Here is a 25,534-nt window from a genome sequence, read left to right as displayed (position 1 = left end):
GATATGTCTACTCATTACGACGTGCAGGCGCTGCCTGCAGAGCAACGCGAGCACATCCTTCGAGGCTTCGGCCTCGGTTGGTGGCGCCAGCTGGGGCAGGTGGCGATTGTATTCGGAGTGGTGCTGTTGGCCTGCTGGTACGTGGGGCTGCTCGATGCCACCACGCTGCTGAACGGGCTGCCCTCCATCGCGACCCTGGCAGGCGAGGCCATGCCGCCAGACTTTTCGGGCTATCGAAGCTGGATTCGCCCCTTGATCGACACCTTGGCGATGAGCATCGCCGGTACGGCCATCGCAGTGGTGTTCTCGCTGGTGGTGGCCTTCGTTGCAGCGCGCAATACGGCGCCGCACCCCCTTGTGTTCGGTGTTGCCCGGGTGCTGCTCAATGCCCTGCGGTCGGTGCCGGAGCTGATCATGGGCATCATCTTCGTTGCAGCCGTAGGGTTCGGCGCCTTGCCGGGCGTGCTTGCCCTGGGTCTGCATTCGGTCGGCATGGTCGGCAAGTTCTTCGCCGAGGCCATCGAGCACGTCGACGAAGCGCCGGTGGAAGCCGCTCGGGCGGCGGGGGCTACGCCGATGCAAGTGCTGCTGCACGCGGTTTTGCCACAGGTGACGCCGCAGTTCGCCGACGTGGCGATCTACCGCTGGGAATACAACTTTCGCGCCTCCACCGTGATGGGCATGGTTGGCGCCGGCGGTATCGGCTTCGAACTCATGGGCTCGCTGCGCATCATGCAGTACCAGGAGGTTGCAGCAATCCTGCTGGTCATCCTGGCCATGGTCACGCTAGTAGACGCCTTCAGTGGCGTGCTGCGCAAACGTTTCAAATAGGACAAACCATGCTGCCGAAACTCGTTATAACTCACCGAGTACACGATGAGATCCTGCAACTGCTGGCGCCACATTGCGAGCTGATGACCAACCAGACCGACAGCACGCTGACGCGCGAGGAAATTCTGCGCCGCTGTCGCGATGCTCAGGCGATGATGGCGTTCATGCCCGATCGGGTCGATGCAGACTTTCTTCAAGCCTGCCCTGAGCTGCGTGTAGTCGGCTGCGCGCTCAAGGGCTTCGACAATTTCGATGTGGACGCCTGTACTGCCCGCGGGGTCTGGCTGACCTTCGTGCCTGATCTGTTGACGGTCCCGACTGCCGAGCTGGCGATCGGACTGGCGGTGGGGCTGGGGCGGCATCTGCGGGCAGCAGATGCGTTCGTCCGCTCTGGCGAGTTCCAGGGCTGGCAACCACAGTTCTACGGCACGGGGCTGGATAACGCTACGGTCGGCATCCTTGGCATGGGCGCCATCGGACTGGCCATGGCTGATCGCTTGCAGGGATGGGGCGCGACCCTGCAGTACCACGAGGCGAAGGCTCTGGATACACAAACCGAGCAACGGCTCGGCCTGCGCCAGGTGGCGTGCAGCGAACTCTTCGCCAGCTCGGACTTCATCCTGCTGGCGCTTCCCTTGAATGCCGATACCCAGCATCTGGTCAACGCCGAGCTGCTTGCCCTCGTACGGCCGGGCGCTCTGCTTGTAAACCCCTGTCGTGGTTCGGTAGTGGATGAAGCCGCCGTGCTCGCGGCGCTTGAGCGAGGCCAGCTCGGCGGGTATGCGGCGGATGTATTCGAAATGGAAGACTGGGCTCGCGCGGACCGGCCGCGGCTGATCGATCCTGCGCTGCTCGCGCATCCGAATACGCTGTTCACTCCGCACATAGGGTCGGCAGTGCGCGCGGTGCGCCTGGAGATTGAACGTTGTGCAGCGCAGAACATCATCCAGGTATTGGCAGGTGCGCGCCCAATCAACGCTGCGAACCGTCTGCCCAAGGCCGAGCCTGCCGCATGTTGAATCCGGTCTGGCTGAAGAGCCTGGTAGCGATCGTTCAAACAGGCAGTTTTCAGAGCGCGGCGAGGGCGTTGGGGCTGGCCCAGCCGACGGTGTCGCAGCACTTGCAGAAGCTTGAAGAGCAGGTCGGCGTAACGCTGGTGCAGCGCAGTCGTAGCGGCTGCCAGCCTACCACACGGGCGCTGGCCTTCATGCCGCATGCGACCGCCTTGCTCGACATGCACGCCCGGGCGCTAGAAGCCCTGCATGGCAATCGTGAGCGCGTCGGGGCCAGCTCCAACATCGGCACCTACCTTCTCCAGCCATTCGTGCGCAACTATCTGACGACCGCAAATGAGAGGGGCGAGGTGGATCTGCGCATCGCCGCCAACCCGGATGTGGCCGACCAGCTACTGGCGGGCCAGCTCGACGCCGCGATCATGGAATGGTGGCTACCTCACCCCGACTTCGAATACCGCCTCTGGCGGGTCGAGCCGCTGGTGCTTATCGTCAGCCCCGACCATGCGCTGGCTGAAGCAGGGTGCATAGAACGTGATCGTCTGGTGGACCTGCCGATGCTGGGAGGTGAACCGGGTAGCGGTACCGGACGGCTTCTGACCGAATACTTTGGCGAACTGGGCGTGCCTCGCAGCGGTATGCAGCTAGGCAGCACCGAGGCAGTCAAACAAGCAGTGAGGGCGGGACTCGGCGTGTCGTTGGTGATGGCTTCCGCAGTACAAGACGAAGTTCGCAGTGGCGCGCTGGTAGCTCTTCCCATCCCGGGGCTTGAAAAGCGTCTCCAACTGATCTGGCGCAAACCTCCCGGAAATCTGCACCCGCCGGGATTTGTGCGGCACTTATTGGAGGAGGCAGATCTAGCTGGATAAGGTGATGGATGGTTGCGATCCAGCGCTTGGCTTGTCAGCCTAGGGAAACTCTGAAAAAGACTTTCTGATTTGGCAAAATACCGCGACCCCACCCACCGAGTTTCCCGATGAAGCAGATGACCTTCGCCGACGCCGAGTACGCTGGCAAGCGCAAGCAAACCCGCAAGGAGTTGTTCCTGATCGAGATGGATCGGGTGGTGCCGTGGAAGGGCTTGATTGCTTTGATCGAGCCACATTATCCGAAGGGTGAAGGTGGCCGTCCGGCCTACCCGTTGATGGCGATGCTGCGTGTGCATCTGCTGCAGAACTGGTTCGGCTACAGCGATCCAGCGATGGAGGAAGCGCTGTACGAAACCACGATCCTGCGCCAGTTTGCCGGGCTGAACCTGGAGCGCATCCCCGACGAAACCACGGGGTGCTGCTGGTCCGCAAGTGACCCGCTGCGATTGAACGCCGGCGGCCAACCGGCGCTCACATCCGTAACCCTCACGGATTACGGAGGCACACGCATGCTGGTATTCGAGTCGATCTACACCGAAGGTCTGGCGCAGATTTCCTATCTGGTGGGCGACAGCAAGGCCGCCGTCGCCGCGGTGATCGATCCGCGGCGCGACGTCGAGGTCTACCTCGACCTGGCGCGCGACAAGGGCCTGCGCATCGCCTATGCCATCGAGACGCACATCCACGCCGACTTCGTTTCCGGCGCCCAGGCGCTGGCCGAACGCTGCGGCGCCGAGATCATCGGCGGACTACGCCTTCGGGCTGCGTCAGGTGGACGACGGCGAGGTGCTGGAACTGGGTCAGGTCAGCCTGGAAGTGCTGCACTCGCCAGGCCACACCCCCGAGCACATCTCGCTGCTGCTACGTGACAGCCAGCAGGGCGAAGCGCCCTTCGCGCTGTTCACCGGCGATACGCTGTTCAACCTCGACGTCGGCCGCCCCGACCTGCTCGGCGAGGACAGCACCAAGCAGCTGGCAGCGCAGCTCTACGCCACGCTGTTCACCCGCTACCTGCCGCTCGGCGAACGCATCGAGATCTACCCCTGCCACGGCGCCGGCTCGGCCTGCGGCAAATCCATCGGTGACCGTCGCCACTCCACCCTCGGCAAATGGCCAATCGCTTTTTCCACCGGCCAGAGGCACAGGTACTGCCGGATAAGGCTGCGCCGTTATCCACCCTACGCCCCGTCGATCACCCGATGCGCAGGGTGGAAAACGGCCAGCGGCCTTTCCCACACGTCAGTATTCGACTTGCAGTTCGGCGCTGCGCGGTTCGGCTTGGCAGGCCAGCGCCCAGCCCTGACGCACCTCGCTTTCGCTCAGCACCTGGTTGCTGCGCATGCTCACGCTGCCCTCCACCACCCGGCACTTGCAGGCGGCGCAGACACCCGAGCGGCACGCGCTCGGCGGTTGCAGGCCAGCCTGTTCCATGGCCTCCAGCAGCACCTCGCCGCGCGGCACGTCCAGCTCGTGACGGCGACCGTCGAGCGCGACCCGCAGGCGGCTGCGGCGCCCGCCCGGTGCGGCCGTCGGCGCTGCGGCGGCAAAGCGTTCCAGATGGATACGCGCCGCATCCACACCCCGCTCGCCCAGCGCGGCACCCGCGGCATCCATGAACGGTTGCGGCCCGCAGATGAAGGCGTCGGCGGCTGACCAGTCAGCGATCTTCGTGGCAATCGCCGGGCCGCTCGGCACACCCTGCTCGGCATCGAGCCAGATGCGCAGCTGCAGGCGATCGGGGTAACGCGCAGACCACTCGGCCAGCTCCTCGGCAAAGATCAGCGAGGCGGCATCGCGGCTGGCATAGAACAGCCGTACCTGCCCGCTGCCCTCGACCAGCGCCGCCTGCAGGATCGCCATCAGCGGCGTGATACCGCTGCCGGCGCCGAGCAGCAGCAGATCGTCATCCAGGTTGCGCGGCACGAACACGCCGGCCGGCGGCAGCGCCTCGATGCAATCGCCGGCCTGCAGGTTGTCCAGCAGCCAGTTCGACGCGCGGCCGCCGGGCACCCGCTTGATGGTGATGCGCAGCGCGCCATCCGCCTGCGGTCGCTGCGACAGCGAGTAGCAGCGCAGCAGCGCCGGCTCGGCAGCGGGCACCTTCAGCGTGAGGAACTGCCCCGGCTGCGCGGCAAAGCGTGCGCGCTGGGCGGCCGGCACCTGCAGGGTGAACGAGCAGCTGTCGGCGGTTTCGGCCTGGCGTGAGACGATGCGCAGACGGGTGAACTCCCCGGCGGCAGGCGCTGGCGCCGATGCGAACGCGGTCGCGACCGACGTCGTTGCCGGTGTCGACGTCGAAGCCGAAGGTGCAGTCGAAGCCGGCCCCGCCTTGGGCACGCCGCGCAGCATCGGCCATACCGACTTGCGGCGGAACAGCAGCACATAGCCGACATGCAGGCCGATCAGCCACAGCCCCAGGTTGGCGAAGAACTCGTGCACCTCCTCGGCATCGCCCATCCAGCCGATGAAATCGATGTCGCTGGCAGCGCCGAAGACATCCGGCCCCACGCCCGGCAGGGCGGCCAGCACATCGCCGTTGTCGACCATACCCAGGCCGACCACGCTGGCAATGGCGAAACTGCCCAGCGCGCCGACCGTCAGCCACTTGCCGACGCTCGACAGGCCCGGCTTGCTCCGCTGGCCCTTCGGCGGCAGCAGCTGTGGGAAGCCGCGCAGGCGCAGCGGCACGATCAGCAGGCGCCACACCAACAGCGCCACCAGGCCGTAGCCCAGCCAGATATGCAGCGTCTCGGCGTCGTCACCGCTGAGGTAGGCGCCAAGAAAGAAACCGGCCAGCAGCCAGTGGAACAGACGGAAACGATTGAAAGCAGCCACGACGGCGATCCTCATTGAATGGATGCCGCCTTTGTATTCCTGCGAGCTGAAACGAAACTGAACGCCGCCAGCCGCTGCGGTTCAGCTTGGCGTAAGGCGGCGCGCCTAGGCTGCACTCATTCCCAACCGGAGAGCGCACCATGAAAGCCCGCTGGATCATCCTCCTGTCCTGCTGCCTGAGCCTGCCCGCCCTGGCCGAAACCGAACACCCACTGCTGCCCGGCTACGCCGCCCAGGCGCGTCAGGAGAATCCGAACTTCGCCGGTTTCTCCGCCGAGCGCGGCAAGGCGCTGTACTTCGCCGAGGAGCAGCGCAATGGCAAGACCATGAGCTGCACCACCTGCCACACCGCCGACCCGCGTCAGCCCGGCAAGACGCCGGCGCATCGCAAGGTCGATCCGCTGGCGCCGGCAGCCAACCCCGAGCGCTTCACCGACCTGAAGAAGGTCGAGAAATGGTTCCGCCGCAACTGCGACGACGTCTACGCCCGTGAATGCACCGCGCAGGAAAAAGGTGACTTCATCAGCTGGATCGACAGCATCAGATAAGGAGCCTGCCATGAAGATCGCACCCCTCGCTGCCGTCGCCGGGCTGGGCCTGACCCTGGTACTGGCCGGCCTCAGCTTCGCCGATGACGACGACCATCGAGAGCGCAAGGGCTACAAGCGGCCCAAGCGCCTGACGGTACCCAGCGACGCACCGCTGGTGTGGAAGGAAGAATGCGCGGCCTGCCACATGCTCTATTCTCCCGGCCTGCTGCCTGCCGATGCCTGGCGCGAGCAGATGCGCACCCTGGGCGATCACTACGGCAGCAACGCGTCGCTGGACCCGGTGCAGGAAAAGGAAATCCTCGACTTCCTGGTCCGCGCCTCGGCCGCCAACCGCCTACCGGTGGAGCCGTCACCCACCGCCGGCGAGCCGCCACGCATCAGCCAGACGCGCTGGTTCGAGCACAAACACGACGAGCTCAGCGAAGCCAAGTTCGCCCGCGAGTCGGTCGGCGGCCGCTTCAACTGCGTGGCCTGCCATCGCGACGCGGAAAAAGGCGACTTCGACGAGGACCGGGTGAAGATTCCGCGCTGAGACAAAAATAGCCGGAACATTTCGCCAACCGTTGCGTTATATCCCTGCGGCAACCCGGCCGGCAGCGCACGGGCACCGGTAAAAACCGAGGCGTTGGCAACGCAGCAGGTTTTAGCGGCGCCCTGCGCGGTCAACCCAGACGAGCGCTTAATGAACGACAGCGAACAGGACCTCATCCAGCAGGCCGCGCGTGGTGATCGCCAGGCGTTCGGCACGCTAGTGCGCGTCCATCAGGCGCGGGTCTTCCACTTCCTCCGTCGCCTGCTCGGCAGCGCCGACGAGGCCGCTGACCTGACTCAGGAAACGTTCATCCGCGCCTTCCAGGCGCTGCCCAGATGGCGCCCGGAAGCACGCTTGCAGACCTGGTTGCTGCAGATCGCACGCAATGCCGCGCTGGATACGCTGCGCCAGCGGCAACGCTACGTCGACGTGGCGCCGGAGGAACTGGCCGAGCCGGTCGATCCAGCGCCATCGCCGCTGAGCCGACTGCAGGCCGGTCGCGATCTGGCATTGCTGGAACGCTTGCTAGCCCGCCTGCCCCACGAACAGCGCGAGATCCTGCTGCTGCGCGAGGTGGAGGGGCTGGCCTACGACGAACTGGCCGCCACGCTGCAGCTCGCCGCCGGCACCGTCAAGTCGCGCCTGGCACGCGCCCGCGAGGCGCTGCTGCACGGCTATCGCCAGGCCAACGGAGGCACCCTCGATGACTGAGCATCTGGACATGGCGATCCTGTCCGCCTACCTCGACAACGAACTCGACGCCGCCGCACAGCGCCACGCCGCCGCCCACCTGGCGGGTTGTCCGCAGTGTCGCGCCACCCTGGCCGAACTCGACGGGCTCGGCCAGGGCTTGCGTGCGCTGGCCTGCCCGGAGTTGCCGGCCGAGTTGCAGGCGCGTCTGCAGCGGCCCTTCGCGCCGCCGCCCGTGCGCAGCTGGTGGGCCCGGCACTGGGCGCAGGGTATCGGCGCCGCGGCGTCGGTCCTGCTCGGCCTGCTGCTCGGCTATGCCCTGCCCGGCCAGCCGCCGGGCAGCTCACCCAGCCACGACCTGCTCGCCGTCCTCGGCAGCACCCCACCCGGCGCGCTCTGCGCGCGCCCCGAATTCTGCTACCTGAAGGTAAACCTGAAATGAGCAACACCACCCTGCGCAATGCCCTGGTCCTGTCCGTGCTGGTCAACGTCGGCGTGCTCGCCGGCCTTGGCTGGCAGAAACTCAGTCGCGATGGCCTGCCGATGCCCTCCGGCGCACCGACCGAGCTGTCGCGCGAGCTGCAACTGAGCGCCAGCCAGCTGCAGCGCTGGCACGATGCCGAGGCGCCGTTCCTGGCCTACCTGCGCGCCTCCAACGCCAGCCTCGGCGAACACCGCAACCGGCTGATCGAGGCGATCTTCGCCGAACAGGTGGACCGCACGGTGATCGACGCCGAGCAGGCGAAGATCGCCGAACTGCAGAACGAACAGCAGCGCCTGCTCATCGACCAGCTGCTGCAGGAGCGCGAGATCCTCGAACCGCAGCAGCGCGCGCGGCTCGCCCAGGTGCTCACGCAGCAGTCGTTCGGCGCCGACAGCATCGAGCAATTGCACCGCAAATGACGGATTGCACGGCGCGATGGAACAAAACCGTCGCGCCTGCGTTAGAACATCAGGAGCCGCACTTCGCCGGCTCGCTCAATGGAGTTCTATCGATGATCCGCAAACCTTACGCTCTCGCCCTCGCCATCATCCTCGCCGGCACCCTCGGCCACGCCGGCACCAGCCTCGCCGCCACCAGCCATGACCACGGCCACGGCGAAGGCGCGCCGGCGCTGCAACTCGATGCCGGCAAGCGCTGGGCCACCGACGCGCCGCTGCGCCAGGCAATGGGCACCATCAACAACGATATGCGCCAGGCGCTGCCGGCGATCCACGAAGACCGTCTGCCCGCCGCCCGCTACGGCGAACTGGCCGAGACGGTGCGCGGCCAGGTCGCCTACATGGTGGAGAACTGCAAGCTGAGCGCCGAGGCCGACGCGCAGCTGCACCTGATCATCGCCCAGCTGCTCGCCGGTGCCGACGCCATGAGCGGCGCCCCGGCCGGTCAGCGCGACGGCGCGGTGACGGTGGTCGGCGCGCTGGGCGACTACGCCACTTACTTCGCCGACGACAGCTTCAAGCCGCTGGAACACTGATCGACCGCCGCGCTCAACCCTTGTCCGGCCGTGCCGGCGGGGCCGCTTTCACCGCGAGCGGCACCTCGGCGGCCACCGCTTCCGACTCGCCCTCGCCGCTGCGATCTCCGCTGGTGTTGGCCAGCAGGCTGGCGGTGGCGGTCTGCAGGTAGGCGTGCAGCTGGCGCAGCAGCTGCGGCTGATCCTCGGCAGCGGCGATCCGCTCGCCAGCCGGTTCACCGCCCAGGCGATAGCGATACAGCCGCGCCGGCTGCTCCTTGGGCTGTACCAGCACCCGATCACCGCGGATCAGCGCCACGGTCTGGTCGCTGCCCGACGGCTTGACGATGCCGAAACCCGGATCGTCCGCCGGCAGGCTGAGCAAATCGCGGCCCCAGCATTGATGACGCACCTCGCCACCGAGGCGGCCCATGATGGTCGGCACCACGTCCACCTGCGTACCGACCACCTCGCGACGGCTGCCGAAACGCTCGGTGACGCCCGGGGCGATCAGCAGCAGCGGCACGTGGAAGCGCAGCAGGTCCATCTCGGTGACTTCCTCCGGCGCGCCGAAACCGTGGTCGCCGACCACCACGAACAAGGTCTGCTTGAACCAAGGCTGGTTACGCACCTTGTCGAAGAACTGCCCCAGCGCCCAGTCCGAATAACGCATCGCCGTCAGATGCTGATCCAGCGCGCCATGCCCCTCGACAGCAGCGACCGGCAACTGCTCGGGCAGCGCATACGGCGTGTGGTTGGACAGCGTCTGCAGCAGCGCATAGAACGGCGCGCCGTTATCCAGCTTGCCCAGCTCCTCGGCGGCGCGGGTGAACATGTCCTGGTCGGAAACGCCCCAGGTCGGGTCGGAAACCACCGGATTCACGTAGTCGTTGCGGCCGACGAAGCGCTTCATGCCCTGGTTGCCGAAGAACCCCGCCTGGTTGTCCCAGGCGAAATCGCCGTTGTAGACGTAAACGTCGTCGAACGCCCGCGCACCGAGCAGCTGCGGCAGGCCGGAGAAGCGATGGCCGCCTTCGGGCGTCTGCATCAGGTACTCGAAGCCCGGCAGGTTGGGAAAGCAGGCCATGCTGGCGAACATGCCCTGGTGGGTGTGGGTGCCGTTGGCGAAGAAGCGCTCGAACAACAGCCCCTCGCCGGCCAGGCGGTCGAAGTTCGGCGTGATGCCGTCGGCACTGCCGAGCGCGCCGACATAGCGGCCGGCGAAGCTCTCCATGAGGATCACCACCACGTTGCGCACCGCCAGCTGGCCGTCCGCCGGCGGCTGGAAGTCACGGCGCACCGGCGCCAGCTCGGCGTCCACCAGCCGGTCGTTGGCGGTCAGCAGCAGCTCGCGGGCGATCGCCTGCGCATCCGCAACCGGCAGTGTCGCCTTCCAGCTGTTGTCGCGATGGCTCGAGAAGCGGTTGCGCGCCGCATCGTAGAGCGACAGCGTGGCGTTCTGCCCGAGGTGGTTGGCGAAGGTCGAGGCGGTGGTGAAGGCATCGCCCCAGCGCAGCGGCGGGCCCTGACGCAGCGTGCCGCGCGCGGCCACCACGCTGACCACCAGCAACACGCCGAACACCGCGAACCGCGCCGGCCAGCTCGCGCCGCGGCGGGCCGGCGCGCTCGCCAGGCTCACCGGAGCGGCGCGGGTGCGGCGCTCCAGCCAGCCGAACAGCGCGAACAGCGCGGCGCTCGCCGCGAGCCAGGCGGCCAGCAGCCGCAGCACCGGGAAGCCGTGCCAGAGCATGCTCAGCACCGTCGCCGGGTCTTCCTGCAGGTACTGGTGTTGGCGCTGATGGAAAATTGACCCACCCTGCCGATTGAAATTTGACCCAGGACGGATTGCTGATTTTGTTACCAGCAACTGTGGATAAGTCTACCAGCGCAGCTGCTGTTGCCCCCACTCCTTCGCTAGCCCAGTTCAGTTGTTTAAGACCTGCCACACGCAGCCATGTAGCAGGCCGTCGTCGCCATGAAATCAGAACGGCTCATCGTCCTCCGGTTCTTGGCCGCCCTTACGCTTTCGCTCCCGTGATTTGATCTTGGCCTGGGCCGCCAAGCTACTGTGTTGCAGGCGATAGGACTCGTTACCGGTTTCGACGATGTGGCAGTGGTGGGTCAGCCGATCCAGCAGGGCGGTGGTCATCTTGGCGTCGCCGAACACGCTCGACCATTCGGCGAAGCTCAGGTTGGTGGTGATCACCACGCTGGTGTGTTCGTACAGCTTGGACAGCAGGTGAAACAGCAACGCACCGCCAGCCTGGCTGAACGGCAGATAACCCAGTTCGTCGAGGATGACCAGATCCATGCGCAGCAGTGCCTGGGCGATCCGCCCGGCTTTGCCGTCGTGTTTTTCGCGCTCCAGCAGATTGACCAGATCGACCGTGGAGTAGAAGCGCACGCGCTTACTGAGCAACGTCGCACACACGGAGTTTGGTTAAGTCGCAGGCTCGAAGCTTGCTGTCGATGGCCAGATCGAAGAGAGCCAGATCCCGGGATCTTTCTGCAATTTGAAGCCTTACTCGGATGGCCCAGATATCTCTCAGTCGGAGTGGGGTTTTCTGCCCGACCAACTTACCTTTGTTCCAGGGCTGACGGCTACAGGTAGCAATGATGTTTCATGGCAAGTCCTCCACATGTGGGAGGGCAAGCATGGCTAGCCAGAGCAGTGGTCGCTAACCGGCCAAAAGCAGTCCTTGAGAGCGATCGACCCGAAGCAGATGGTGTCCACCCGTGTAGCTGGACGGGCTGACCTATGCAGTTCGCTTGCAGCGCTGGCTGTATGCAACATACCGTTTAGCGGGGCGGGGATTGTAAACCTCTTCTCGGCACATTGGACTTGCCCCTCAATGTCCGCTGGCTTCTTGACGACTCGTACCCCTGAGACTTCCTAGTCACTAGTGACGGTTTTGGTTGATAACGTGAAACCGCCACTCGGTTAGATTCGCATGGTGCAAAACTATCGCTACGCGGATACCTACGCCTGTGGCGGGGCGTCCAGATCTTCCGTGGCTCATATTGTCATTCGATGCTGGAGCGCGGTTGCGATGCTCAATGAAATGCTGCGACGTGATCGTGAATCATCAGCCATGGCACCGTGGTGGGTTCTCCTTAAAGCGAAGAAGTTTCAAATGCGCCAGCTTCTAGTGTGCTGCTTGCTAAGTTGCCTGGCTTTCGCTGCGCCGGCAGAGGTTATGTCACCGGCGCAATTGCACTTTCTGGAAGTAAACGCTGCTGAACCCGAGGCTACCCAGGCCTGGAGGCGGGGCGTGTACATTTGGGATAGCCGTGCGTTGCTCAATCCTGCTACTCGAACCGACGAGCTGTCTCGCCTGGACCGCACGGGCATCCAACGTCTATATATCGGGCTGAGCGCCGAGCAATTAGCGCAACCGGAAGTTGTGCGGACGCTCGATGCGGTTGCCATAACGCTCAGAAAACGTGGCTTCGAGCCTGTGCTGCTTTTGGGTGATCCAGACTGGATGGCGCCTGAGCACCGCGCTTCGCTGATCGCCATCATTTCGAAATTGAAGTCTGTGTCGTTCTCAGCACTTCATCTGGATCTGGAAGTTGAGCAGCGTGGCTGGCCGGTTCCGGCGAAACATGTGCGTGAATGGCTGGACACGCTAAAGCATGTGGCAGCCGCTAGTCCTTGGCCTGTCGAAATATCGAGCCATTACCGCTGGTTTACTGAGGAGATGGGTGGCTTTCCTTGCGCTCCGTGTGAGCTACCTTCCATCGGTGTTAGTAAGGTGAGTTTGATGATCTACACCCGCAGTGCTGAACGCAGCGCCCAGCTCACGGAGAAAATCGCTCAGCGCTGGCCGGCCGTGCGCTTTCGACTCGCGCAGAGCATAGAGCCTCAGCTTGCGCCTGAAGAAACCTGGGGCGGCGCAGCACAGGCTCTACTTCAAGAGCAGGACAGCTTTTGGCGGGCTAGGCTGCAGCCTTTGGCTGTAGGGGGTATCGACTGGCAAGAGTGGGAATATTATCCAACCGGCCAACAACTATGAAAATCTATTGCTAATAAACGAAACAGCTACGATCCGGAAGCAGCAGGAGCCGGTTGCCGCTCTAACGTTTCCTGCCTCGCATTGCTCCAAGATGCTAATTTTCAACTTGCACCGACGAGGTCTTCGTGCCGTTCGTAAACAAGCCTGCCATCTTGGCACGTGCCATCGCCATTATAGTTCTTGTCAGTTTGCTGATAGTTGCCGTTACCGCTTTTATCGAGCGAAACACATTTGATCGCTTAGATGATCTAAACGGGCCCACTGAAGTGAGCCATATCTCTGACCAGGGGCGTTCCGACTGGAATCGCTTCGCCAGCGGAGAGCCTTCTCGTCTTGCAATCTTGTTGACTGATAAGGATTCCGCTTGGCTCGGCCTGTCTCATGGCCTCAAAAGTATCGGCGTGCCGTTCACTATTACCGATGACGTCGCCGAGGCTACTCGTCATAACGTCGTCCTCGTGTATCCGTTGCTTTCGGGACGCACCCTTGACGATGCTGGGCGCACAGCGCTGCGCCGCCACGTGGAAGCAGGACGGACTCTAATAGCCACACAAGTGCTGGGTGGCGGACTACACGATCTGTTTGGCTTCGAATCGACTTTGGAATCGCGAGCTCACCACAGTATCACCTTCGAACAAGCGCCAGCCCTTGGCTGGATCAGCGATCCCCATGAAAAGACAGTACTGCTTGGCCAGCCTGATCTGCCGACAAGTTGGATCGGCACGCAAACGTATGTGAATGCGCAGCAGGTTTTGGCCAGGTTCGAAGACGGATCCGCCGCTTTGGTCAGAGGAGACAACAAGGCAGGCGGCAGCGCATATGCGTTGGGTTTTGACCTCGGCTTTTTCATCATGCGAGCGCACAACGATCGTAATGACCAAGGCTACCGGGCCTATGCCAATGGTTATGAGCCCTCCGTCGACGTATGGCTGCGCTGGCTCAGGGCTGTCTATCGCCAGCACGAACCGCTAGCCGTCACGATTGGCTCTGTGCCACAAGGCCAACGCCTGGCTGCGGTCGTGACGTTTGATGTGGATTACGTCAAGTCGATGGGCAATCTACTTGCCTATCGGGACTTGCTCGTGCGGGAAGGAATACCGGCAACCTTTTTCCTACAAACAAAATACTACCGCGACTTTCAGGACGAAGGTTTTTTCAACGACCGTACGCTTGCTGCGATGGATGCCTTGGTGGCGGCTGGTATGGAGATAGCCAGCCACTCTGTTAGCCATTCCGACATTTACGCCTCGCTTCAGCTTGGTGATGGGAGCGAGCAATATCCGACCTATCAGCCGAGGGTTAAGGCTCTCGGCGATACGCAAGGTGCGACGGTGATGGGCGAGCTTAGGGTGAGCCGCTTTTTGTTGGAGCAACTGACCGGTCGCTCGGTGGTCTCGTTCCGTCCCGGCTATCTAGCAACACCGCCTCGCCTCCCTGAGGCTCTGGCCGCATCGGGCTATCGCTTTTCGAGTTCAGCAACTGCAGGGAACCTCACCACACACTTACCGTTTCGCACAAACACGCAACGGATGTATAGCGATGAAACGACAGTGTTTGAGTTTCCAATTGCGATTGAAGATGAGATACCGCCGATTATGGATCAGCGAGTCGAGGAGGCGGTTGAGCTGGCCGAGAAGCTTGCCCGATATGGCGCAAGTTACGTGATGCTGCTTCACCCGAATGAAGTTGACCATAAGTACCGCTTCTTGGAACAGATCCTTCCTCGACTCAAACCATTCGCCTGGTTTGGAACCATGAGCCAGTACGGCAGCTGGTGGGCTGCACGCGATAAAGTCGAGGTCGATGTGCTGGCGCAACGCGGTCAAATTGTGCTCAACGTCCAAGCGCAAGAGCCTATTAAAGATCTGGTATTTGAGTTGCCAACTGGCCTGCGGCCGGTCTCTGGCAGCGCCATGCAAAAGCTATCCGATGGGCGATGGCTGTTCCGCGATATTCCCGCCGGCACGATTATGATTGACTTACATCACTAAAGACGCAGGAAATCCAGGTTCGACTGCGACTGTCACCACGGGCAGGTTTTGGCCGATTCCTGCCTAATCCGAAAGGCTCAAAGCGGTCAAAAGCGGTCATTGTTGGCCAGCGGCAACAGACCGCTTCATTCACAAGAAAATTATTCAGGTGTGAGCATGGAAATCAAATCGCTGGCGACGGTAGCCATGATTGAGTATGTGATTTGCTACTGTTGCTCCTCTGGTACCCTCATCCCCGGTTATGGCTTGTAATATGGCCGGGTCATCAACTCGCACCCCTCCAGAACTTAGCGCGGAGCATGGTCCAAGTGCTCGAATTTCAGGACGTAGCTGCCATGAGTATTTCCCAAGTATAAGTTTCCGAACACCGGATCAGATCTTTTTTTGAAGCTGTGAAACCGGCCGCTCCAACATCGATTGCGTCAGCCCGTGCATATCCGCATTGGCTTGCCAGATCAAAAACCGGCTACGCATATCTCGAACAGCCGCTAACAGCTTCTGCTTGGTCGCTGTCAGTTCCTCGATGCGCTCGTTGGCTGTCTGAATATCGCCAATCCAGCCCGGCTTCAGCTTCTTGGCCTTCAATGCCGCCTTGCGATTCTTCATCGCCAAATCCACGGCAGGTAGATTCATCAGGGACTGGCGAGCACGGCTGATACCCAATTTCTCTTTGCAGGCCTCAACGAGCAAAGGCCAGGTCAGCTTCGGCTCTGACCATTCCTCAATCAGCTTAATGATGCGTTTCTGATCCTTTGGCGTTAAATGCCCCATCGTTAACCCTCGATCTCATCCAGCAAAGCCAGGACGTCATCCAAAGATGGCAACGCCTCTTGCGCCTGGTTCTCTTCAATGACTTTGACTTCGATCAACCCCGACATTGCGGCGGCGTTCTTGGTCAGCGTCCAACCGTTATCGGCGTTCCACACAATGTCACCGTTTTCGAGTTCGGGGTTTTCCAGCGTTTGGATGAGCGCCTCGCACTTAAAGAGCATCTCACCCAGTTTTTTGGCCGACTCCGATGCCCCAAACACGCCACGAGACTGTGCATCCATGGCTTTATCTAGGCGGCGTTTAAGGTCGTCGCATTCTTCCCTGAGGTTGCGCAGCTTCACGTCATCCCCTTTGACGCAGCCGAGCCGCCCGCAGCCCAAACAGGCACCCATTTTCGGGCAGGGCTCGGATGCGAAGTTGTGCACACAAACGCCGAGGTGGGTTTGATGGACAATGCGGTCCTGCTCACCCTCGTGCAGTTCCCTCACATCAACCAGGTTCAGCGGCTGATTGGTTTTGATCTTGTCCATAAGCTGAGCAGCGTTGCTGTGCTTCGTTTTTGGGTGGTAATCCGCAACCCTCTGGGTGCGGTCCTCGCTGGTTTCATGGTTGTAGACCGATCCCATCGTCGTGCGCCCGGAGAAGGCGTCAATAAGGAGCTGCGACAGACCGGCCTGGTGCATTGCCGTGTTCAATTCGTGTCGAAACGCATGCGTGTTGACCTTGACACCGGGGTAGCCATGGCGCTCGAACAGACTTTTCCTTGCCGGGTTGTTCGTACTGGATAATTGCGCCTTCATTCGGTTAGGGTTCGCCGCGATCTCTACGCCAAACCCGTGCGTCACAGCAGTGCCACCTGCGTCTTCAGCCAGCGCTCCCGTGCGCACGGTGAACAAGGCATCACGAAACTTCACCCGCGCCTTGCCCTCCGTGTACGGCGTGGTGTAGGGAAAATCCTTTGGGAGATACTTCTCACGCAGCAGCACATTGAGCGTGCGCAGCGTGATCACACACCGGTCGTCAAACTCAACACCCTGGACTCCTGGCTTGTCCTTCACGTATATCCGCGTCCCTCTACTGGCATCCAAACCATCACGAATCTCGGCCAAGAGGGCTCGGGCGGCGGGGCTGAGCGCCTTTTTCTGCTCCATGGGTTTTAGGAAACCTGTTTGGAATGTAGTTCGCGGGTTGTGGTTCTCATGAACACTGAGTTTCAGCGCGGCACAGGCTTCGGCATAGGTGAGCGGTTCATCAGGCCCCTTGGGTGGCAGCCCTTCATGGGGCGGAAAGTCATCGGGATGCTCTTCCAGCCAGGCGGCGTAAGCCCGCGCCTCATCGGTGATCGGTTTCAGTAAGGTGATGACCCGCTCGACGACCGGCTCCATCTCGGGCTTAACGACTGGCTTCAGCGTGACCTGGTTTACCTTTTCCGCGTACCAGCGCAGGAACATGCGCCGGTTGCCGTGGGTATCCTCTTTGAACACCCGACAATCCAATTCAACATCCGCCAACTCACCCACGCGACTCGGGGCGCTCAGCAACAGCGCACAGGCGGATGTCACAACGATATCCAGAGGGCGGGTCAATTCGTTAGTGAACACTTCCCCGAGCGCTTTGATCGCTTCGGGGTTGGGCAGTTTCTGTTCCCGATCCGCTTTTTGCTGCTTGAGCGTGCCACGCGACTTCATCGTCAGCGGAGAGGTCCACCGAAAATCGGCCTTGAGCAGTTTTTTGGCCCGCATCAGGGTGATGAGCGCCTCAAGTGCCTTGCTGCCAACGTATGCGTTGTTGCATTTTGCCCAGTGACGACTCAGGTGCTCGCACGCTTTATTGCAGACAGCGGCGGACACCTGCGTCACATCCCGCGTGCCGGTCAGCTCGACCAAGGCGGCTTCCAGCACCTTCAGGGCAGTCAGCCAGTCTTTAATTGCCTTTTTCTGCAAATACACCCGTCGGTACACCATGATGGCCTTGGCAAACTCCGTGAAGGGTGCCTGTATCGCCTTTGGGGCTGCGTTGGTCGATCCCAGCGCCGTGAAGCTACAGCTATGGACGCCATGCTTGTGCCAACTGCCGTCTTCCCAGCAAATACTCGAGTGCACGCGACTGGGAATGCCTTTGGGCAGGGTCTGTTTTGCCCATTCGATAAACGCCGTGAGCTGAGCCTCCGTAGCCAGTTGGCTCCTGGGCTTGAAATCAACAATGTTGTTCGTCAGTTCAGAATCAAACGCATCGGTCATTCGCCTTTCCTCCCTGATTGGCGCGTGGCCTCACAATCCAGAATCACCTTGCGGCACGCCAGAATGGCCCGATCCCAGAGCACACCGGTCGTTTTATCCGTGGCAATGGTTTGCGCCCGCCGACGTTCCAATCGCTCAAGAACCGCGCGGTGATTGGCGTACAGAAGGGGTTGGAATTTTCCGCATGCGTAACAGGTAAAGGGCGCATCGAGATGGCAGGCGGCAGTGGCACCGCACACTGCCAGATCCTCGATTTGTCGATCCGCTCGATCCCCGTTTTTTGCTGAGGTGCGATCCGTGACGATGATCCCGGTGAACGCATTCACAACCAAGGCCAGATGGTCGCTCATCTTCGCGTCGATCAAGGCCAGCAGCTCCGGCGACACCTGGCGGTACTTTCGTACTGTCCGAGTATTGTTGTGCATCAATGCGCTGGCCATCGTCCACTCATCCAGCCCGGCATTGGACAAGTCCGTGCCGAGGGTGTGCCTGAACCGGTGCCCCCGCGTCACTTTCAGCGGCTGATGGGTGCGAGGCGAAATTGGAAAGCCCTCCATCCGCTCGATGCGATCAAGCCATGCCTGAACCGTGCCTGCTCCAACATGAAAGATTGGCTGCGGCGCCTCTTCGAGGGCTTTTTGCAGAGGGCTATCGAGTAAAACAGGGGGATTCACCCGTTCCAAAAATTCTGCTTCATCATCTATCTTCCGACGAAAGAGCGGCACATTCTCAATGGCTGCATCCCAGTAGGCGCGGTCTGGATAGGTTTGCCAGAGTTGCGCCAGAACCATGGCCTTGTAGGCCTGCACGGTGTTGTACAGGTCCTGATCCAGACTGAAGGTTTCGGACTTGGCTCGCCAACCCGCCTCGCCGTGTTTTTGCTTTGCCCAATGAAACCTGACCTTGCAGCCCTGATCGGTCTTCGTTAAATCACCAAACACCATCATGCGCACCTGAGCGCCACGCTGCCCGTAAATCATCAACAGGCGCAGATACAGGTATTGGTCGGGATCTAGCTGACCGTGACAGAACTGCTCATGTATCCATTGGTGCAGCGCGTCCTGCTCCACCTGGGTGAACGGGCCCTGTTCGGGGTCCAGGCTGAGGATCACATCGTGGCTGGATTTCTTTTTTCTGGGCAGTGCCTGGTAGGCCTCGATCAGGGATTGCGGCGGACGTTGTTCGAGGGATTCGCAGTCGCGCCAAAACGCCATGAAAGCGGCTAACTGACTGAACTCGCTGACGTTAAAGCGCTCCCGCAGAGCGATCAGGTGATCCTCGTTGAGCGGGTCAAGACCGGCCTGAGCAGCCCGCGACAACACACTGGCGACTTTAGCAACCGAGCCCGTTGCATGATCAGCCATTCGATAGGCCATGGCGGCGTGCAACCAGGGCTGCCAATCCGGCGAGACGCAGGCGAGGGCCGCTTTCCAGTTGACTGGGCGTGTGGCCGATTTATCGGGTTTCCACATGGGGTGAGTCGGTGTGAACACCTCCCCACATTTCGCCAGGCGAGGCGTGCTCAGCCATGCATCGAGGCTGTCCTTTGTGGGGGCCTGAAGTGCTTCGACGGCGATGTTCACGCTGAACCTCCTGGTGTCATGCCGGCCTTATGACGGCTGGACGTAAACCGCTCGGCCCGTTTCTGTATCGCTTTGTCTGCCTCCTCCTTCCAGAACTTTGCGCCGTAGAGGCCGGGCATGTTCGACTCGGGACTCCAGCCGAACATCCATGTCAGGGTCTTTTGAACTTGCGTGGTGCGATCCTCCGGCGTGAGCGCTGCCAGCTCCTCACGCATGCTTTCCAGCATGGTGTAGACCGCGTCATGCCTGAGAATATGCGGGTGCACATGAGCCAGTTCCGGCGCTATTTCTCGAACCCTCGACAGAACGCCATCCACTGCCTTGATGGTCAGAGGCCCGCCCTCATTTCGCTTGTGCGCCACCAGCAAAAACGGATGCTTCCTTGCTTGCGATGTGCCGCTACGGGGCTTTCTGTGGCGATATTTCGATTCGTACTCAGTGATCGCGTCATACAGGTCATCGGTCATCACCAGCATGCGCTCGTGGGTTTTGAATTGCGGGGCCATGGTTCGTGGATCGATGCTCTCATCCTCGAGGTTGACCACCGCCAGTTGACGACTGTGCCAGTGAATATCTCTGGTCTTGATCAGCAGCATCTCGGAGCGTCGCAGCCCCATGTCGAGACCCAACAGCAAAATGATGTAGTTACGCAGCCTGATGGCGTCATCTGAAAAGGGATTCTCGGCGCTATTCGGATGCATGATTTCCAGCAACCGAGTTCGCTCCTGGGCAGTAAGCCCCTTCATTTCGTCCGTTCGCGTTTTTTTCCACGCAGGGCTGGCCGCTTTGATCTTGCGGTTGATGCGCTTCTTCAGATCGTCAACCGCCTCATATCGTGTTGAGTGATCACCCAACTTGTCATAGAGGAAGGCCAGATAGTCGCGTACCGCCTCGATTCGCTGCTGCGCATGGACTTTGCCAACGGATTTGTAGGCGGTCGGATGCAAGCGCATCCCCGCATACTTCATGGCCAAGGTTTCCTTGCTGAACCCCGCGTCCGACACAAACCTTGAAAGCTCACTGTCTGTCAGGTACCGGCTGTGAGGGCGCTGTTCGAGGTGAGAAATCAGATCAATGGAGGAAAACGCCAGAAACTCCTCAAACACAGCCAGATGCTCAAGGTACTTCTTGGTTGTTTCGAGGGCTCTGCCCGAGTGCTCCATGGTGATGTATAGGTTGGGGTAGTAGACCGGGATGCAGTCTTGCACCAGCATCTTTCTTCGAGCAGCATTCACCACCTGCTCTATGACTTGCAAACCCATGTTGCTCCCTCATAAAAATTAACTTTTTCTAAGTATAGTCAGGCGCATCGGCTGGCCAGCGCAAACCTAACGTTTTATTTTCCTAATTTAAGCGCTTGCCGCTACCATTCAAAGCACTGAAGACACAGGATTAAAGGCGAATCAAACCATGTCCAAAAGTGACAAATCAGGCAAAACAGGCTCTTACGTATACACCATGCACCGGCTGAGCAAGGTCGTTCCGCCAAAGCGTGAAATCCTCAAGAACATTTCCCTGTCCTTCTTCCCAGGCGCCAAGATCGGCGTGCTCGGCCTCAACGGCTCGGGCAAGTCCACACTGCTGAAAATCATGGCGGGTGTCGACAACGAGTTTGACGGTGAAGCGCGGGCGATGCCCGAGCTGAATGTCGGCTACCTGCCGCAGGAGCCCGAGCTCGACCCCAACAAGACCGTCCGTGAAGTCGTCGAAGAGGCCGTCAGCAGCATCAAGGACGCCCAGGCGCGCCTCGACGAGGTCTATGCCGCCTACGCCGAACCCGATGCTGACTTCGACAAGCTGGCCGCCGAACAAGCCAAGCTCGAAGCCATCCTGCAGGCGAGCGACGGTCACAACCTCGAGCGCCAGCTGGAAGTCGCCGCCGACGCCCTGCGACTGCCGCCGTGGGATGCCAAGGTCGAGCACCTGTCCGGCGGTGAAAAGCGCCGTGTCGCGCTCTGCCGTCTGCTGCTGTCTGCTCCTGACATGCTGCTGCTAGACGAACCGACCAACCACCTGGATGCTGACTCAGTGGCCTGGCTGGAGCACTTCCTCCACGACTTCAACGGTACCGTGGTCGCGATCACCCACGACCGTTACTTCCTCGACAACGTGGCTGGCTGGATTCTGGAACTCGACCGCGGCCAGGGCATTCCTTACGAGGGCAACTACTCCGGCTGGCTGGAGGCGAAATCCAACCGCCTGGCGCAGGAATCCAAGCAGCAGTCGGCGCATGAAAAGGCCATGAAGGAAGAGCTGGAGTGGGTGCGCAAAGGCGCCAAGGCCCGCCAGTCCAAGTCCAAGGCACGCTTGCAGCGTTTCGAGGAAATGCAGTCGCAGGAATTCCAGAAGCGCAGCGAAACCAATGAAATCTATATCCCCGCCGGTCCGCGTCTGGGCGACAAGGTCATCGACTTCAACAACGTCACCAAGGGCTACGGTGATCGCGTACTGATCGAAAACCTGTCGTTCAGCATGCCCAAGGGTGCCATCGTCGGTGTGATTGGCGGCAACGGCGCGGGCAAGTCCACTCTGTTCCGCATGATCATGGGCAAAGAGCAGCCGGATTCGGGCAGCATCGAAATCGGCGATACCGTGCAAGTCGCCTGTGTCGATCAGAGCCGCGATGACCTGGACGGCGGCAAGACCGTGTGGGAAGCGGTATCCGACGGCGCCGACTTGATCCGCATCGGCAACTACGAAGTCCCCTCACGCACTTACGTGGGCCGCTTCAACTTCAAGGGCGGCGATCAGCAGAAGTTCGTCAAAGACCTCTCCGGTGGTGAACGCGGCCGTCTGCATCTGGCGCTGACGCTCAAGGAAGGCGCCAACGTGCTGCTGCTCGACGAACCATCCAACGACCTCGACGTGGAAACCCTGCGTTCGCTGGAAGAAGCATTGCTGGACTTCCCTGGCGCCGCCATCGTGATCTCGCACGATCGGTGGTTCCTGGACCGTGTCGCGACTCACATCCTTTCCTACGAGGACAACGGCGACATCATCTTCTTCGAAGGCAACTACACCGAGTACGAAGCCGATCGCAAGAAGCGCCTGGGCGATGCTGCGGCCCAGCCGCACCGGGTCAAGTACAAGAAGCTGGCCCAGTAGTACGGGCAGACACAGAAACGGAGCCGAAAGGCTCCGTTTTTTTTAGTGCATCACTCACGACGACTGGCTTCACATGCCCCGCCACCCTCTCGATCACCCGCGGACAGCACCTGAACAATCTCCTCGACGATCTCGTCAGGAGTTTTTCGAATATCCAGAATCAGCGCCTCGTCCGCCTGCGGCGGTTCAAGATTAGCCAGCTGATCGTCCAGCAGGGTCGCCGCGAAAAAATGCCCCCTGCGCTTGCCAACCCGCTCGGCCAGCACCTCACGCGGTCCGTCCAGAAAGATCAATTTCACATCCGCGACATCGCCCCGCAGTACGTCGCGATAACGTCGCTTGAGCGCTGAACAGGTAAAAACGTGATCGTTGCCTTGCCGGGCCTGGTCGGCGATAGCCTCATGCATGGCCTGTAGCCAGGGCTCGCGATCAGCATCGGTCAACGCGATTCCTGCGCTCATCTTCGCTTTGTTGGCTGGGCCGTGGAACTCATCAGCGTCTGAGAACCCGCACCCCAGGCGGGCAGCCAGTTGCTCGCCAATGGTCGTCTTGCCACTTCCGGATACGCCCATCACGATGGCGATCATAACTACCTCTGCTGAACCTACTGAGAGCGTTTGACAGGGGCAACAGCCTAACGGTCAGTCAACATATCCATGCGCCCATTCAGGGCATCCTAAAATTCCGTGCACCTCGAACGGGCAAAAACTTGCTAGAGTCGCTAGCCAAATTTTCCAGCCGCCGCCAGGCGAACCGAGGACGCACATGTCAGAAACAGTTGACGCTTTTCTCGCCCGAATCAAACAACGCGACCCCCATCAGCCGGAATTCCATCAGGCTGTAGAAGAGGTGGTTCGCAGCCTCTGGCCATTTCTGGAGGCCAATCCCCGCTACCTTCAGGCCGGCATCCTCGAGCGCATCGTCGAGCCGGAGCGCGCGATCATGTTCCGGGTACCCTGGGTAGACGATCAGGGCGTCGTACACGTTAACCGCGGATTCCGGATACAGATGAATAGCGCCATCGGCCCCTACAAAGGCGGCCTGCGCTTCCATCCTTCGGTCAATATCGGCGTACTGAAGTTCCTCGCGTTCGAGCAGGTCTTCAAGAATTCGCTGACGTCGCTTCCCATGGGCGGCGGTAAAGGTGGTTCGGACTTCAACCCCAAGGGCAAGAGCGACAATGAAGTCATGCGCTTCTGTCAGTCGTTCATGACCGAGCTGTACCGTCACATTGGCGCCGACCTTGATGTGCCGGCCGGCGACATTGGTGTTGGCGGGCGCGAGATCGGCTTCCTGTTTGGCCAATACAAGCGTCTGTCCAACCAATTCACCTCCGTATTGACCGGCAAGGGCCTGTCCTATGGCGGTAGCCTGATTCGCCCGGAAGCCACGGGTTACGGTTGCGTGTATTTCGCTGAAGAAATGCTCAAGAGCACCCACACCAGTTTCGACGGTAAGCGGGTGGCTATTTCCGGCTCGGGCAACGTCGCTCAGTACGCGGCGCAGAAGGTCATGGAGCTGGGCGGCAAGGTGGTTTCGCTGTCCGATTCCGGCGGCTCGCTGCACTTCCCTGAGGGGTTGACCGAGGAACAGTGGGCCTACCTGATGGACCTGAAAAACGTTCGCCGCGGTCGGTTGGTGGAAATGGCCGACCATTTCGGTGTAACTCACCTTCAAGATCAGCGCCCGTGGAGCCTGCCCTGCGAAATCGCGCTGCCTTGTGCCACGCAGAACGAACTCGATGGCGATGACGCTCGCCTGTTGTTGAACAACGGCTGCATTTGCGTCGCCGAAGGAGCCAACATGCCGTCCACGCTGGAAGCGGTGGACCTGTTTCTCGAGGCGGGTATCCTCTTCGCGCCGGGCAAGGCTTCGAACGCTGGCGGTGTCGCCTGTAGCGGCCTGGAAATGAGCCAGAATGCGATGCGCATGCACTGGACAGCCGGCGAAGTGGACACCAAATTGCACAGCATCATGCAATCCATCCACCATGCCTGCGTCGCTTATGGCGAAGAAGATGGCCGCACCAACTACGTGAAGGGCGCCAACATTGCCGGCTTCGTCAAAGTCGCCGACGCGATGCTGGCGCAAGGCGTGGTTTAACGCAGCGGCATTGGGCGCTAGTGAGAAAGCCCCCGCATGGGCTAACCGGCGGGGGCTTTTTCATGCCCACGCACGCGACGACACGCGGCGGGTTGCAGCCGCATCAGCTACCAGTAATTTTCCACGGCGACCTGTCCAGGGCGGCGGGTCAGGGCGAGGTTCAAGTCCCGTGTCTTGAGGATGCTTCGGGTGTCTTCGATCATCTGCGGGTTGCCACAAAGCATGATGCGCGAGTGCTCGGGGACAAGTTGAAGGTCTGCGGCACGTTCCAGCTCGCCACTGTCAATCAGCGCAGTGATGCGCCCCTGTAGCGCGCCAGGCACCGTTTCGCGTGTGATCACGGGCAGATACGTGAGCTTGCTGCCCAAGCCTTCCAGGTAATCGCGCTGCGGTAGCTCGCGGATCAGCTCCTGATATGCCAGTTCGGCTGCGGTACGTGCGCTATAGACGAGGATGATCCGCTCGAAACGCTGCCAGGCGTCGAAGTCCTGCAGGATCGAGAGGAACGGTGCGATGCCGGTCCCGGTGCCCAGCAACCAGAGGTCCCGGCCATCAGGGAAACGATCGAGCGTCAAAAAGCCAAACGCCTGCTTATCCACCAGCAGCTCGTCGCCAGGTTTCAGCCGGCTCAGCTCGCTGGTGAATTCGCCGTCCGGCACGACGATCGAGAAGAAATCAAGAAACTCATCGTGGGGCGCCGAAACCATGGAGTAAGCGCGCCAGACAATGCTGCCGCTGGGTTTACGGACGCCGAGGCGGGCGAACTGCCCGGCAGTGAAGCGAAAGCCGGGATCACGCGTGGTACGCAGGGTGAACAGACTGGGCGTCAACGTCTGCACCTCGAGCAGACGCTGACGGGTGAACTTCTCTTCGCTGACGGTCATACTTCGCTCCCTTCGCGGACAACTGCGGATTCGGGGATAGTTTCTTCACTGACTGTTTCCTTG

General features: G+C 61.2%; 23 protein-coding genes and 3 pseudogenes. 15 read left to right on the top strand and 11 right to left on the bottom strand.

Translation table 11 applies throughout. The features are described 5' to 3' along the window. The first annotated feature begins 3 nt into the window (after positions 1-3). From phnE to K4O48_RS20625, 5 genes and pseudogenes are all read left to right on the top strand, one after another. Complete coding sequence (gene phnE, locus K4O48_RS03270) at positions 4-831, top strand: phosphonate ABC transporter, permease protein PhnE (protein ID WP_010466252.1); 828 nt, start codon at positions 4-6, stop codon at positions 829-831. 8 nt (positions 832-839) lie between these two features. Then, positions 840-1,850: a phosphonate dehydrogenase PtxD gene (ptxD, locus tag K4O48_RS03265; protein ID WP_003118429.1), complete on the top strand. Its 1,011-nt coding sequence runs from the start codon at positions 840-842 to the stop codon at positions 1,848-1,850. Continuing rightward, positions 1,844-2,713: a LysR family transcriptional regulator gene (locus K4O48_RS03260; RefSeq protein ID WP_003118428.1), complete on the top strand. Its 870-nt coding sequence runs from the start codon at positions 1,844-1,846 to the stop codon at positions 2,711-2,713. Before ptxD ends, K4O48_RS03260 begins: the two co-directional genes overlap by 7 nt. Before the next feature lie 107 nt (positions 2,714-2,820). Next, positions 2,821-3,126 (top strand): annotated as a pseudogene (locus K4O48_RS03255) (IS5/IS1182 family transposase); the annotation flags it as partial. 96 nt (positions 3,127-3,222) lie between these two features. Further along, positions 3,223-3,582: an MBL fold metallo-hydrolase gene (locus tag K4O48_RS20625; RefSeq protein WP_230357762.1), complete on the top strand. Its 360-nt coding sequence runs from the start codon at positions 3,223-3,225 to the stop codon at positions 3,580-3,582. Here K4O48_RS20625 and K4O48_RS20425 read toward each other — a convergent pair. Together K4O48_RS20425 and K4O48_RS03245 are read right to left on the bottom strand one after the other, a co-directional pair. Next, complete coding sequence (locus K4O48_RS20425) at positions 3,575-3,856, bottom strand: hypothetical protein (protein WP_064481053.1); 282 nt, start codon at positions 3,854-3,856, stop codon at positions 3,575-3,577. The two genes, K4O48_RS20625 and K4O48_RS20425, sit on opposite strands and share 8 nt — an antisense overlap. 96 nt (positions 3,857-3,952) lie before the next feature. Continuing rightward, the gene (locus K4O48_RS03245) at positions 3,953-5,563 is read right to left on the bottom strand and encodes a 2Fe-2S iron-sulfur cluster-binding protein (protein WP_219852604.1); all 1,611 of its coding nucleotides are present in this window, start codon (positions 5,561-5,563) and stop codon (positions 3,953-3,955) included. A 125-nt stretch (positions 5,564-5,688) separates the two neighbouring features. On the opposite strand from K4O48_RS03245, the gene K4O48_RS03240 reads away from it, so the two are divergent. The 6 genes from K4O48_RS03240 to K4O48_RS03215 all read left to right on the top strand — a co-directional run bounded on the left by K4O48_RS03240 (position 5,689) and on the right by K4O48_RS03215 (position 8,799). Beyond that, positions 5,689-6,096, top strand: a complete 408-nt coding sequence (locus tag K4O48_RS03240) for a DUF1924 domain-containing protein (RefSeq protein WP_034064865.1) — start codon at positions 5,689-5,691, stop codon at positions 6,094-6,096. A 10-nt stretch (positions 6,097-6,106) separates the two neighbouring features. Continuing rightward, positions 6,107-6,631: a diheme cytochrome c gene (locus K4O48_RS03235; protein ID WP_003302071.1), complete on the top strand. Its 525-nt coding sequence runs from the start codon at positions 6,107-6,109 to the stop codon at positions 6,629-6,631. A 150-nt stretch (positions 6,632-6,781) separates the two neighbouring features. Further along, on the top strand, positions 6,782-7,342 hold the full coding sequence (locus K4O48_RS03230; RefSeq protein WP_003302070.1) for an RNA polymerase sigma factor: 561 nt from the start codon (positions 6,782-6,784) through the stop codon (positions 7,340-7,342). Next, complete coding sequence (locus K4O48_RS03225) at positions 7,335-7,763, top strand: anti-sigma factor family protein (protein ID WP_003302068.1); 429 nt, start codon at positions 7,335-7,337, stop codon at positions 7,761-7,763. Before K4O48_RS03230 ends, K4O48_RS03225 begins: the two co-directional genes overlap by 8 nt. Then, positions 7,760-8,224: a periplasmic heavy metal sensor gene (locus K4O48_RS03220; RefSeq protein WP_003302067.1), complete on the top strand. Its 465-nt coding sequence runs from the start codon at positions 7,760-7,762 to the stop codon at positions 8,222-8,224. Before K4O48_RS03225 ends, K4O48_RS03220 begins: the two co-directional genes overlap by 4 nt. A 92-nt stretch (positions 8,225-8,316) precedes the next feature. Next, a complete protein-coding gene (locus K4O48_RS03215) occupies positions 8,317-8,799 on the top strand; it encodes a hypothetical protein (protein ID WP_033937765.1) in 483 nt (160 codons plus the stop codon). Between the two features lie 13 nt (positions 8,800-8,812). Here K4O48_RS03215 and K4O48_RS03210 read toward each other — a convergent pair whose 3' ends face one another. The 3 genes and pseudogenes from K4O48_RS03210 to K4O48_RS03200 all read right to left on the bottom strand — a co-directional run. Beyond that, entirely contained in the window at positions 8,813-10,528 is a 1,716-nt protein-coding gene (locus K4O48_RS03210) for an LTA synthase family protein (RefSeq protein ID WP_234455018.1), read from the bottom strand. A gap of 231 nt (positions 10,529-10,759) precedes the next feature. After that, positions 10,760-11,194, bottom strand: a pseudogene (istB, locus tag K4O48_RS03205) (IS21-like element ISPst3 family helper ATPase IstB); the annotation flags it as partial. Continuing rightward, a pseudogene (locus K4O48_RS03200) lies at positions 11,193-11,396 on the bottom strand (integrase); the annotation flags it as partial. The pseudogenes K4O48_RS03200 and istB, both read right to left, overlap by 2 nt. A 432-nt stretch (positions 11,397-11,828) precedes the next feature. On the opposite strand from K4O48_RS03200, the gene K4O48_RS03195 reads away from it, so the two are divergent. Then, positions 11,829-12,794 carry a hypothetical protein gene (locus tag K4O48_RS03195; protein ID WP_222912182.1) on the top strand — a complete coding sequence of 322 codons (966 nt, stop codon included), beginning with the start codon at positions 11,829-11,831 and terminating at the stop codon, positions 12,792-12,794. A gap of 125 nt (positions 12,795-12,919) precedes the next feature. Beyond that, the gene (locus K4O48_RS03190; protein ID WP_222910704.1) at positions 12,920-14,785 is read left to right on the top strand and encodes a polysaccharide deacetylase family protein; all 1,866 of its coding nucleotides are present in this window, start codon (positions 12,920-12,922) and stop codon (positions 14,783-14,785) included. Between the two features lie 372 nt (positions 14,786-15,157). On the opposite strand, the gene K4O48_RS03185 is transcribed toward K4O48_RS03190, so the two are convergent. The 4 genes from K4O48_RS03185 to K4O48_RS03170 are packed head-to-tail and all read right to left on the bottom strand — an operon-like array spanning position 15,158 to position 20,641. Further along, positions 15,158-15,556 (bottom strand): hypothetical protein, encoded by a 399-nt coding sequence (locus K4O48_RS03185; RefSeq protein WP_222910703.1) that lies wholly within the window; start codon positions 15,554-15,556, stop codon positions 15,158-15,160. A 2-nt stretch (positions 15,557-15,558) separates the two neighbouring features. Continuing rightward, positions 15,559-17,796, bottom strand: coding sequence for a hypothetical protein (locus K4O48_RS03180; protein WP_222910702.1), 2,238 nt, complete (start codon positions 17,794-17,796; stop codon positions 15,559-15,561). After that, positions 17,793-19,379: a tyrosine-type recombinase/integrase gene (locus tag K4O48_RS03175; RefSeq protein ID WP_222910701.1), complete on the bottom strand. Its 1,587-nt coding sequence runs from the start codon at positions 19,377-19,379 to the stop codon at positions 17,793-17,795. Before K4O48_RS03175 ends, K4O48_RS03180 begins: the two co-directional genes overlap by 4 nt. After that, positions 19,376-20,641: a site-specific integrase gene (locus K4O48_RS03170; protein ID WP_222910700.1), complete on the bottom strand. Its 1,266-nt coding sequence runs from the start codon at positions 20,639-20,641 to the stop codon at positions 19,376-19,378. The genes K4O48_RS03175 and K4O48_RS03170 overlap by 4 nt, the downstream gene beginning before the upstream one ends. Before the next feature lie 148 nt (positions 20,642-20,789). On the opposite strand from K4O48_RS03170, the gene ettA reads away from it, so the two are divergent. Then, positions 20,790-22,484, top strand: coding sequence for an energy-dependent translational throttle protein EttA (gene ettA, locus K4O48_RS03165; protein WP_222910699.1), 1,695 nt, complete (start codon positions 20,790-20,792; stop codon positions 22,482-22,484). 50 nt (positions 22,485-22,534) lie between these two features. On the opposite strand, the gene K4O48_RS03160 is transcribed toward ettA, so the two are convergent. After that, a complete protein-coding gene (locus K4O48_RS03160; protein WP_222910698.1) occupies positions 22,535-23,071 on the bottom strand; it encodes a gluconokinase in 537 nt (178 codons plus the stop codon). A 178-nt stretch (positions 23,072-23,249) separates the two neighbouring features. Between K4O48_RS03160 and gdhA the strand changes: the two genes are divergently transcribed. Beyond that, complete coding sequence (gene gdhA, locus K4O48_RS03155; RefSeq protein WP_222910697.1) at positions 23,250-24,587, top strand: NADP-specific glutamate dehydrogenase; 1,338 nt, start codon at positions 23,250-23,252, stop codon at positions 24,585-24,587. 107 nt (positions 24,588-24,694) lie between these two features. Here gdhA and K4O48_RS03150 read toward each other — a convergent pair whose 3' ends face one another. Beyond that, positions 24,695-25,471 carry a ferredoxin--NADP reductase gene (locus tag K4O48_RS03150; RefSeq protein WP_222910696.1) on the bottom strand — a complete coding sequence of 259 codons (777 nt, stop codon included), beginning with the start codon at positions 25,469-25,471 and terminating at the stop codon, positions 24,695-24,697. Between the last annotated feature and the right edge of the window lie 63 nt (positions 25,472-25,534).

The sequence above is a fragment of the Pseudomonas sp. DNDY-54 genome, from assembly GCF_019880365.1.
GTDB lineage: Bacteria > Pseudomonadota > Gammaproteobacteria > Pseudomonadales > Pseudomonadaceae > Stutzerimonas > Stutzerimonas stutzeri_P.
The sequence above is the reverse complement of the archived record's forward strand: the minus strand, read 5'-3'. Positions and strand labels throughout refer to the sequence as shown.